Below are 11,343 nucleotides of genomic sequence, written 5' to 3'. Positions count from 1 at the left end.
TTTTATCATTTTCCAGATGTCGTTTTTGTGTCTTTATGTAGTTGATAATCAATTATATATGAATATTAAACGCCGTATTGACATCCCAAAAATTATAGTGTCAAATATTGAATTTAAACCACCAATAATACACATTTATGCCTCGTTGTCCGGGAAGCGGGCAAAATGCCCTGAATGTAAAAAATACAGCCATTCTGTACATGACCGTTATGAAAGAAGAATAACAGACTTGCCTGTATTTCAATATCATTCCAGAATAATTCTTACGATCCGTAAATTTAAGTGCCGCAATGATAGGTGCAAGAGGAAAGTATTTACTGAGCAAAATGACAATATACTTCCTTATGCCAGAAGAACAGAGCGGGTTACACGATTATTATCAGATATTGCAATTGATATGCCAACCGGCTCAGGGCATGTATTATCGGAAAAACTGCAGATAAAAGTTAGCCGCTCCACTCTTACACGGCTTGCTCATCAGCAACCACTCCCGGATATAAATACACTAAAAGTTGTAGGAGTTGATGATTGGGCTTTCCGAAAAGGTGTTAACTACGGAACGATCTTAGTGGATATGGAAACATCAAAGCCAATCGACATGTTGCCTACCCGAGATAGCGAGGATTTAAAGGCGTGGTTACGAGACCATCCGGGAATTGAAATAATCACAAGGGACAGGGCTAGTTCATATTCAACAGCAATAGATTCCATTAGCCCTAATACAGTCCAGGTTGCAGACCGGTTCCATCTGTTAATGAACTTGTCTGATGCTTTAGATACTTTTTTTAAAAGCATATCTCCGAAGATAAGTAAACTCATTAAAGCTAAAACCTGCGAGATGCTTCGCGATGCAGAAGCTGAGTCCAAGCAGGATTCCGTTACTAAAAAGGAGTTTGTAGAGATACCTGCCCCCGTTCAAAAACCAGATTCCAGGCAGGAGGTTTTCGATATGGTAAAGAAACTACAAGCCAAAGGCTTACCAAGGAAGAAAATTGGGAGAGAGCTTGGCATTAGCAAAAACACAGTAAAGCGATATTTTCAGCAAGACATTTTAGTACCCAGATCACATCCCAAACGAGCAAATATTGAGATATTCACAAATTATATTTTATCCAAAATGGAAATAAATGGTTATACCAATATGGAAATCATAAATGATATTCGAAAAATGGGATATACTGGCGGGAACACCCAAGCCAACCAATATATTTCTTTCCTTAAACAAACAAATGAGGTAACATCATTAAATTATAATGAGTTGCAAAGCCAACCAATTCCCTACATCAAACGATTGAGCTCCAGAAAGCTTGCAAAATACGTAGGGCAATCTCTCAATCATATTGAGAATATTGATCACAGAAGTTATATGCAATTACTTTTTGAGAACATGCCCATATTAATACGGGTTCGCAGGCTTGTTAAGCGATTCAAGAAGATGCTAAAAACAGGTGAAGGACAGATTCACGAATGGATCAAATCAATCCAGGAATCCAAAGATAAACTACCAGGATTAAAGACTTTTGCGAAAGGACTAAAACGTGATATTAAAGCAGTTCAGAACGCAATACAATTGAGATGGAGCAATGGCCCCGTTGAAGGCCATGTTAACAGAATTAAAAGCATTAAACGACAAATGTACGGGAGGGCAAGCTTTGAACTACTTCGCCGGAAGGTCTTATTGTCCCAGTCAGGATGATTCCCCAAAATTGACGAAGAACCCACTTTGGCCGGTTTTTCCAGTAGAGCAGAAAAAGGCACATTTCTATAAAAGTGACAATACGCCAACCATTAATCCATTTGCAGGGACAAAATACGACCGGCTGAATATTCTGAAAGAGATTGAGGAAAGGAATACCCGGGTGAAAAAGAAAGGCTTACATATTTCTGTGAATCCAACGGTAACGGATTTGGTAAAACTGGGAGACAAGGGAATCCGAACTGAAATAGGAAACCTTATGGAACATATGGGTTATGGAAATCAGCCTTACTTTGTGTATAAGCACTCAGATCTTGATCGGACACACTTTCATATTGTTTCTACCCGGATTGATAACCAAACAGGTAAAAAGATTAAAGACAATTACGAGAAAGAAAAAGTACAACGCTTCATCAAATCGCTGGAGCAAAAGTATGATTTCACCAAAGAACAAAGCCAGGTACAATCCAATTTGAAATTTTCTGCAGGTAGCAGAAACCTGAAACAGAACCTGGAGAGTTTATTTTATCAGCTAAATCATATTGAATCCATATCGACAAAACAACTTTACGATAAATCGTTGGAGCTATTTAATGTTGAGGTGCGGAGATCGGGAAGAGGGCACGTAGTTTTTATCACGGATGAAATCGGAAATCCGATTCGGTATCCGATCAGGGGTTCAGCGTTTCAGGAAAGACCTAGGTTTAATTTAACGGCCAAAGCTGAACAGGAAATCCAAATTCCGACACAGGTGATTGATCAATTTCAGTTAGCACAATGGGCGAGGGATATTAATCGGATGATTGAAAGAAGTAACAGGCGTAGGAAAGAACCAAGTATGAAATATAAAGTAAAAAACAGAGGTCGGGGAATGTGTCGCCAATATCTTTTTTTTTGCAATTTGAATTAAATTGATTTTTGGGTGTTTACGATTTGGGGTGATGACCGCTATTTGGCAAAATCGGTCATTTTATGGAACCTACTCAGACCATTCATTTTAGTTCTATTATTTTTTTTACATTTGTCCCGCTAACAATTTAACTACTTCTTGAATATTAACAAATCAAATACTGAATTATTAAAGCTCCTGAAAGACGGCGATATGTCGGCGTTTGATATTATCTATAAAAAATATTCCAGGAGACTATATGGCTTTGTTTTTCGGTATACCAAGCAGGAAGCAGATACCGAAGAAATAGTACAGGAAGTGTTTATAAAAATTTGGCAAAGCCGCGATAAAATTAATATTTACTCATCTTTCGAATCTTTTCTGTTCACCATCGCCCACAATGCAACTGTAAACCTGCTTAAAAAACGGGCAACCGAACATAAATATGTAGAACATGTAAAATCGCTTCAACATATTGATGAGACCTACGAACTTACCGATGAAATTCATTATAAAGAATTAAAGCAGAAGTTTCAGGGGTTGTTGAATGAATTATCGCCCCGCCAGAAAGAGATTTTTCAACTAAGCCGCGAAGAGGGATTAAGTCATAAAGAAATAGCAGAAAAATTAGGTATTTCCGCGAATACAGTAAAAAACCATCTGGTAACTACACTTTCTTTTTTAAAAAGCAAGCTTGATAATGGCTTGTTAATTAGTGGATTATTCATTAGTTTATTCCTTTAGTCAAAAAAAAATCATTTTTTATTAGTCCTTGTTGTTTCCCGAATTGTATAACTTGTAAAACTTATCGTTTCGCGATAGTTTAGTTTGGTTAGTTAGTCGGGGCCTCATTAATTTTGAGGCTCCGTTTAGAAAAAGGGAAATGACAAAAGAATTACTTGAAAAATATTTAAACAACCGTTGTACTTCACAGGAAGTTGAGGAAGTTATTCAATGGATGAAGCAACAATTCTTCTTCTCTGAAAGCCAAAAACTTGGAAAGGTTGACTGGCAGCAATTTAAAGAAGAAGACAGTATTGTTTCAGACGAAAAACTGGATACCCTCCTTGATAAAATCCACCATAAATTAAATATTGAAGAGCCCCGTACGATTCAACTAAGGAATAACAGATTAATTAGCTTGTTATCGAAAGCTGCTGCTATCATTTTAATTCCGGTTTTGGCCTTTATGTTTTATACAATTTCTGAAAATAACTGGTTAACAAATCAAATTACAACTGTATCTGTCGATTCTTTGGAAGTGATAGCACCAGTTGGTTCGCGAACTGTTGTTGAACTGTCGGACGGGACAGTGGTTCATCTTAATTATGGTAGCCGGATAAAATATCCACAGAATTTTTGGGGAGAGACCCGCGGTATAGCTCTAACCGGTGAAGGTTATTTTGAGGTTGCTCACAATCCGGATAAACCTTTTGTGGTTAATGCAGGTCGAATTGACGTTAAAGCGTTGGGTACGGTATTTAACGTTAATGCATACCCTGAAAATAATAGCATTGCTACTACACTTGTAGAAGGGAAAGTGTTAATAGAGAAAATGAAAAACAACGGAAATGTTGAAACCATAAAAGAACTGATACCCGGTCAGCATGTAATATACGAAAAGAATACAGGCCTTGTAAAGTCAAGCCTGGAGCGGGTTGAGAAATACATCGCCTGGAAAGATGATGGAAAACTTATTTTGGACAATGAACCGATAGACCAGGTTGCCCAAAGGTTAAGCCGAATGTTTAATGTTGAAATACAGGTTGACAAGGAGATGGAGAAATACCGATATACAGTAACCTTTGTTGATGAACCGCTTTTCCAAATACTTGATTTATTATCGGCTGCAACACCAATTAATTACAGGGCATTACCACGCACTAAGAATCCTGATGGAACATTCTCGAAGCAGAGAATAATCATTGAGAAAAAAGAATAAAGTCTAATTAAATTGAATTAAAATTAAATTGCCTATGTAAAAGCTAACTGATTATAAAACAACAGGGAAATGCTACCAACATTTCCCCGAAGATTGTAAAAATTACCCTGTACGCTTCACTTTACAGGGCATTTCTAAATTTAACAATACAAAAGTATGAAAAAAAAATTCTGTTTTGACCGGGAGAAGAAATTTTCCGGGCTAATTAAACTATTAAAAGTAATGAAACTAACGGTTTTTATATTATTGGTTTCGGTCGCGAGTGTTTTTGCAAATAAAAGCTATTCGCAAAGCAAAATGCTTAACTTAAATATGCGTGAAGCTACTGTTAAGGAGGTTTTAAACAGTATTGAAAAACAAAGTGAGTTTTGTTTTTTGTATAGCCAAAATCTTATCGATGTAGAACGAAAAGTTAATGTAACCATTGAAAACAAAAAAATTGAACAAGTCCTGAATTTGGTTTTTAAAGGTACTGACGTTGATTATTCTATACGCGACCGCTTTATCGTGTTAACAACACCAGAAGTACCAGCAGGAGAAATAGGAGTATTACAACAACAAAATTCCATCTCCGGGAAAGTTACTGACGAAGCCGGCGATCCACTTCCGGGTGTAACAGTGCTTATTAAAGGAACAACAAACGGTACCGTTACAAATGTTGACGGAGAATATTCTTTGAAAGGTATTACTGCTGAAACAACACTTCACTTTTCTTTTATAGGAATGAAATCGCAAGAGGTTGTGGTCGGCTCGCAAAATAGTATCGATATTGTTATGGCAACAGATGCTGTAGGAATTGAAGAAGTAATTGCAATTGGTTATGGTACACAAATTAAGGAAGCCATAACTGGATCCATTCAACAGGTTGACTTTTCAGAATTGAGTGAGGTACAGGGGGCGCAATTTACCCAAAAACTTCAGGGGAAGTTGGCTGGTGTACAGATTTCGCAAACAACCGGAAAACCGGGACAAGGAATGGTGATGCGTATCCGTGGGCAGGCATCAGTTTCTGCTGGTTTTAGCCCACTATATGTAGTTGATGGTCTTCCAATTACCGGAGATTTGAACTCCATTAACCCAAATGAGATTGAAAGTATTTCGGTATTAAAAGATGCTTCATCTACTTCGTTATACGGATCGCGTGCTGCAAACGGTGTTGTATTAATTACAACGAAAAAAGGAAAAGTAGGGGAAACATCTGTAAATGTTAGTTCTTATCTTGGTGTTCAGAGTGTTCCGGAAAAAGGACGTCCTGATATGATGAATGCTAGGGAGTTTGCACAGTTCAAAAAAGAGTATGCCTTTGAAAACGGACAATCGGTTGATCCTGTCTACCAGAATCCTGAACAATATGGAGAAGGAACTGACTGGTATGATGTTTTGCTGAGAGATGCACGTATACAGGATCACAATATTACACTTACATCGCGTAACGAACGAATGGGAGTTACAGCTGTTGCCGGATTTTTCGAGCAGGAAGGTGTTATGCTTAACACAAAATTTAACAGGTATTCGTTAAGGATAAATACCGATTTTACCATTAATGAATATGCGAAAATAGGATTAAATGTTGCTCCTAATTACGTGAGTGACAATGATGTAAATACGGATGGCTCGCTTTGGGGACGAGGAATCTTACAGAATGCCCTTTTAACAACTCCATTGGCTCCACACATTAATGAAGACGGAACAATTCCTTTAACTGCTACCGGTCCTGGCTTATTCCCAAACCCAAACTGGTACAATGTGTTGAAGCAATTGGATGCTAAAAGAAACCGCTTATCGGTTCTGACAAATGCCTATGTTGAGTTATATCCGGTAAAAGGTTTAACCTGGAAATCGACAATTAATGCTGATTTGGGACGAGAAACGAAAAACAGCTTTAGTAATTCACAAATGGGAGGACTTTCTGCTCCTCCACCTAATACACCTTTTGCAAGCCAAAGCCACGATAATAATACCTCGTGGCTAACAGAACATACTGCCACTTACAAAAAATCGTTTGAAAGACACAATTTAGAAGCTTTGCTTGGATTTTCTGCCCAGGAATGGCAAGGACGAGGATTACGCTCAAAGGCGAATAATTACCCTGATGACTTAATTGAAGATTTTTCAGCAGCTCCTGCCGATAAAAGGGAAACAGATAATTACTTTAACGAGTGGTCCTTGATTTCATATATAGGTCGTGTGAATTATAACTATGCAAACAAGTATTTCTTATCAGCAGCTATTCGTCACGACGGTTCATCTCGTTTTGGAGAGGATAATCGATGGGGTAATTTTCCATCAGCATCGCTAGGATGGATTGTAACAAAAGAAAAGTTTATGCCGGAAAGCGACGTGCTTAACTTTTTGAAATTAAGAGCGAGTTATGGTGTTACAGGGAATAACAACATTGGAAATTACTCACATCGCGGACTCGTTGGAACTTATAATGCGGTTTTTAACGAAAATGTAGAAAGTGGAAGAACCGTGTCAAGTATTGGAAACATAAACCTTGGCTGGGAAAAAACCAAACAGTTGGATTTAGGTGTTGATATGGGATTCCTAAATAACCGGATTAGTTTCTCGTACGATTATTACAAGAAGAATACAACAGATATGTTGTTTAATGTTCCAATTCCTCAAGCATCAGGTTATAACAATATACTAACCAATCTTGGAGAATTTGAGTTTTGGGGACATGAATTTGTTCTTTCTTCAAGAGTATTGGAAGGTACCTTTAAGCTTGATGTTGATTTGAATTACAGTTATGGCGATAATAAAGTTATTGCGTTGGATACTCCGGATGGAGAGTTGAAATCTCGTACACATATATCGAGGATTGGAGAGCGCATTGGCCAGTTTTACTTATTGGAACAAGAAGGAGTTTATGTAAATCAGGCAGATTTTGATGCTTCTCCTAAATATGATGGTGCGATGGTAGGAACAATAAAGTTTAAAGATGTTGACGGCGATGGAAAGATTGACCGGAATAAAGACCGGACTGTTGTGGGAAATTCTGTACCCACAAGTTTGTTTGGAATTACAGTAAATGCTCAATATAAGCGTTTTGACTTGAATATTATTGGTTCCGGTGCAGCAGGGTATTACGTGTTAAATGCGTTTAGAGAAGCTACCGGTAACCTTGACGGTGTATTTAATGTGAATAAAGATGTTATGAATCGTTGGAAATCAGAAAATGATCCGGGTGATGGCCTTTACGGGCGTACATTGTCCGGGACTACAAACAAGGAGCGTGAATGGTGGCATACTGGTTTTATGTCGAAGGCGAATAATCTGATTATCAGAAATATAACATTAGGTTATTCTTTGCCTCTCGGTGGTCGATTTATAAATAGTGCCCGAGTATACGGTTCTGTACAGAATCCGTTCGTTTTCACTTCTTATGATGGGGCAAACCCTGAAGTAAGTGAAAAAGGCAGTCCCCTTGAACAAGGGATTGATAATACAGCGTATCCCGTTCCAAGAACATTTTCAATGGGTATTAACTTAAACTTCTAAATCTTATGAAATACAATATAATGCAAACAAATAAAAAATCAGGAATAAAACTTATCGTTTTACTATTCTGTGTCATGGCATTTTTTAGTTCGTGTAATGATGACTTTCTTGAGAAACTTCCAACTGACGCAATTGCTACGGATGCTTTCTTTAAAACGCAATCCGACTTTGAACAAGGCGTAACGGCTATTTATTCGTCTTTAAGAGATGTTTACGGTGATGCTTGGATAGTAGGCGAAATGCGATCTGATAATACTCATTTTGTTTTTGATCCTTCAGATAGGGGGGCAGAGAATTATGAGAGATATGCAGATTTCATTGATATTAGTACAGATGGGGCTACCCGTAACAAATATAAGAGTAATTATCAGGTTATAAATCGGGCAAATCAGGTTTTATATCGAATTGAAGATGTAGAATTTGATAGTAGTGTGAAAAATTCACTTATAGGGCAGGCATTGTTTCTAAGGGCGTTTGCCTACTTCGATCTTGTTAAGAATTACGGTGGAGTACCTATGTTCTTAGCACCTGTTCAAACTTATGTTGATGCTTTTTTAACAAGGGCATCAGCTGAAGAAGTTTATAGTAGGATTATTTCGGATACTCAAGAGGCAATAAACTTATTACCCGCTAAGAGTAATGAAAACATGGGTAGAGTTTCAAAAGGGGCTGCACAAACATTGCTTGGTGATGTATATATGAACCTGAAGCGTTATGCTGACGCTGAAACAGTTTTAAAACAAATAAGCGGGTATCAGCTATTGAATAATTATGCCGATGTTTTTAGCATTACCAATAAGAATAATGCAGAGTCTATTTTTGAGATTCAATATAAACAAGGAGCATCGGAAGGTTTTTCGAACAGCTTTTTTTACACCTTTTTACCACGTATTAAGAATACTGCTGTGATAACAGGAGTTGATGGACAACCTAATGGAGGATGGAAAGGTAATGCAGCAACACCGGATTTAATTAATTGTTTCGAGGAAAACGATCCAAGATTGGAAGTTAATATTGGATATGTTAGTACAACAGAGCTTTATTTTCCTTTTTCTTATGAAGTTGACTCTTTACCATATTGTAATAAGTATAATGCGCCTCACACTACTTTTAAAGATGTGGGGACAAACTGGCCAGTTTACCGTTATGCCGAAGTGCTTTTGTTTTTAGCTGAAATTTCAAATGAATTGAATAAGCCGGCTGAAGCTTTACAATATTTAAACCAGGTTAGAACTAGGGTTGGGCTTTCTAATGTTACTGAAACAGAGCAGGGGGCACTTCGTGAAATAATAGCTAAGGAACGCAGAACAGAACTTGCGTTTGAAAATAAGAGATGGGACGACTTGGTTAGAACAGGAAAAGCCATAGAAACAATGAATGCTTATGGTCAACGAATAAAAGATAATCCCGGAGTATATTATTATCCTGAAGGAGTTGCTCCGTTAGAAACTGCATACAACGTAACAGAACATCGCCTGTTATTGCCTATTCCTCAGTCGGAAATAGACATTAATTCAGAGTTGGTACAGAATCCGGGATATTAATTAAAAATCAAGTATAAGAATAATCTATAGTATAATGTTAACTGCCACTAAAAATTATAGTGGCAGTTTCATTTCTTTTTGTTTAATAATTCAGATTAAAGATTAAAGCAGATAATCTGGTTTTTTAAGAAAGAGCCAGGCATTAAAAGTTTTGGTCAAACCAAAAACCTTAAATTTTTCGGGTCACAATAACTTTCTTATTTATAGAATAGGAATGTGCCCAAAATGACGATTATGTCTTAATCTTGAATGAATTCTCCTAATAAACTTAAATCTTCAGATATACTTTTGTATAAGAGTTTGTTTGCACGGTGGAATAGATACCCAACAATTTTTACCTAATGCTACTTCGGAAGAAGTAAAACTTAAAATTCGTGAAACCATTGATTATTTCAAAGATAAATCAGGGTACATATTATCAACCTCACATGTGCTTGAGGGCGATGTCTCGGTTGAAAATATTCTGGCAATGTTCAGTGAGGCACATCTGTATCAAAATTAATGATCATCTCAAGAGGCAAATAAAATACATAATAACTGGACTATCCTGCTCCTTTTTTAACCGCATTTATTCAAAAAAAATTGTTGGATAGTTCTTTTAACAAACAAAAGATGAGTATAAATAAAATATTAGGAATTTTTCTGCTGACTACCTTATTGTCTTGTATGCAAGACGAAAATCCATATTGGAGCAAAGGTCAGTCTCTTTTTGAAGTACAAGAAATATTTAATAACGAACGTTTACCAAATATTGTAACCGCAAAAGACGGAACGTTAATCGCAGTTTGGGGTTGGAATAATGTTAGGGTGCGCCGAAGCGAAGATGGTGGTAAAACCTGGGGCTCTGAAATCCCAATCGGCCCTGGATTAAACACTGGCGGGGCTATTGTTGATGAAGCATCAGGCGATATCCTCATTTTTACAGAAGACACACATCCTCCAGCACCTCTGCACATGTTCCGCAGTAAGGACAACGGGAAAACCTGGATGGAGGAAGAGATAACCATTCACAGCGACAGCAAGGGCAACATCCCTTCTATGTGTATGAATGAACATGGAATAACTTTACAACACGGTGATTTCAAAGGTCGTTTAATCCGGCCCAGCAGGGTATATGCAGGTGGAAACGGAACTGAATTCTGGCATCTTCACTATACTAATGCCATTTACAGCGACGATGGTGGTAAAACCTGGCAGCCCAGCGAACCTTTTCCTATTTACGGAACAGGAGAAGCTGCTATTGAAGAACTTTCAGATGGTACATTGTATTATAATTCGCGCAGGCATAAATCAACTGACGGTCAAAGTCCGCTTTGGAGATACACTGCAATGAGTAAGGATGGTGGGCATACTTGGGAAAATCCAAAAATTAGCGATGTATTGCCTGATGGAAACCAGCACAGCTTTTATGGCTTAATGGGGGGCTTGGTAAGATTGTCCGTTGAAGGACATGACATACTTCTTTTTAGTAATATAGATATGCCTAAAAAAGAAGGAGTAGCGGATTTCGAGTTTCAAAAAAGATGGTCGGAGAGAAAGCGTGGCACAATCTGGGTCAGTTTTGATGGTGGAAAAACCTGGCCTTTAAAAAAACTGGTTGATGAGGGTAGTTTTGCCTATTCATCGCTGGCAGCAGGTCGCAAAGGTACTCCTTCTGAAGGAATGATTTACCTTCTTTATGAGTGTGATGGTGGAGGTAAAATTGCCTGCTTTAACCTTAATTGGTTAACTGAAGGAAAACATTGGAAAGAATTTCTCAGAGATTAGC

Annotated in this window: 8 protein-coding genes; all 8 read left to right on the top strand. The window is 37.6% G+C overall.

Going from position 1 to position 11,343, the window contains the following annotated elements; translation table 11 throughout:
* Window positions 1–58: 58 nt before the first annotated feature.
* The 8 genes from BUB08_RS03180 (at window position 59) to BUB08_RS03145 (ending at window position 11,342) form a co-directional block, all read left to right on the top strand.
* Window positions 59–1,696 carry an ISL3 family transposase gene (locus BUB08_RS03180; protein WP_072998780.1) on the top strand — a complete coding sequence of 546 codons (1,638 nt, stop codon included), beginning with the start codon at window positions 59–61 and terminating at the stop codon, window positions 1,694–1,696.
* Between the two features lie 10 nt (window positions 1,697–1,706).
* A complete protein-coding gene (locus tag BUB08_RS03175) occupies window positions 1,707–2,606 on the top strand; it encodes a relaxase/mobilization nuclease domain-containing protein (RefSeq protein ID WP_072998778.1) in 900 nt (299 codons plus the stop codon).
* Window positions 2,607–2,744: 138 nt separating this feature from the next.
* Complete coding sequence (locus BUB08_RS03170; protein WP_083570541.1) at window positions 2,745–3,329, top strand: RNA polymerase sigma factor; 585 nt, start codon at window positions 2,745–2,747, stop codon at window positions 3,327–3,329.
* 139 nt (window positions 3,330–3,468) lie between these two features.
* On the top strand, window positions 3,469–4,527 hold the full coding sequence (locus BUB08_RS03165) for a FecR family protein (protein ID WP_072998777.1): 1,059 nt from the start codon (window positions 3,469–3,471) through the stop codon (window positions 4,525–4,527).
* 156 nt (window positions 4,528–4,683) lie between these two features.
* On the top strand, window positions 4,684–8,031 hold the full coding sequence (locus BUB08_RS03160) for a TonB-dependent receptor (RefSeq protein WP_072998775.1): 3,348 nt from the start codon (window positions 4,684–4,686) through the stop codon (window positions 8,029–8,031).
* A gap of 5 nt (window positions 8,032–8,036) precedes the next feature.
* Window positions 8,037–9,575 carry a RagB/SusD family nutrient uptake outer membrane protein gene (locus BUB08_RS03155; RefSeq protein ID WP_083570540.1) on the top strand — a complete coding sequence of 513 codons (1,539 nt, stop codon included), beginning with the start codon at window positions 8,037–8,039 and terminating at the stop codon, window positions 9,573–9,575.
* Window positions 9,576–9,879: 304 nt separating this feature from the next.
* Window positions 9,880–10,077, top strand: coding sequence for a uroporphyrinogen decarboxylase family protein (locus BUB08_RS20755; protein WP_072998773.1), 198 nt, complete (start codon window positions 9,880–9,882; stop codon window positions 10,075–10,077).
* Window positions 10,078–10,187: 110 nt separating this feature from the next.
* Window positions 10,188–11,342, top strand: a complete 1,155-nt coding sequence (locus tag BUB08_RS03145) for a sialidase family protein (RefSeq protein WP_217651536.1) — start codon at window positions 10,188–10,190, stop codon at window positions 11,340–11,342.
* The last annotated feature ends 1 nt before the right edge of the window (window position 11,343 follow it).

It is taken from the genome of Mariniphaga anaerophila (genome assembly GCF_900129025.1).
In the GTDB taxonomy this organism is placed as follows: Bacteria; Bacteroidota; Bacteroidia; order Bacteroidales; family Prolixibacteraceae; genus Mariniphaga; species Mariniphaga anaerophila.
The sequence above is the reverse complement of the archived record's forward strand: the minus strand, read 5'-3'. Positions and strand labels throughout refer to the sequence as shown.

Coding starts and splice junctions, on each gene's coding strand:
- BUB08_RS03180 (WP_072998780.1), top strand. CDS start 59: ATGAATATTAAACGCCGTATTGACATCCCAAAAATTATAGTGTCAAAT.
- BUB08_RS03165 (WP_072998777.1), top strand. CDS start 3,469: ATGACAAAAGAATTACTTGAAAAATATTTAAACAACCGTTGTACTTCA.
- BUB08_RS03160 (WP_072998775.1), top strand. CDS start 4,684: ATGAAAAAAAAATTCTGTTTTGACCGGGAGAAGAAATTTTCCGGGCTA.
- BUB08_RS03155 (WP_083570540.1), top strand. CDS start 8,037: ATGAAATACAATATAATGCAAACAAATAAAAAATCAGGAATAAAACTT.
- BUB08_RS03145 (WP_217651536.1), top strand. CDS start 10,188: ATGAGTATAAATAAAATATTAGGAATTTTTCTGCTGACTACCTTATTG.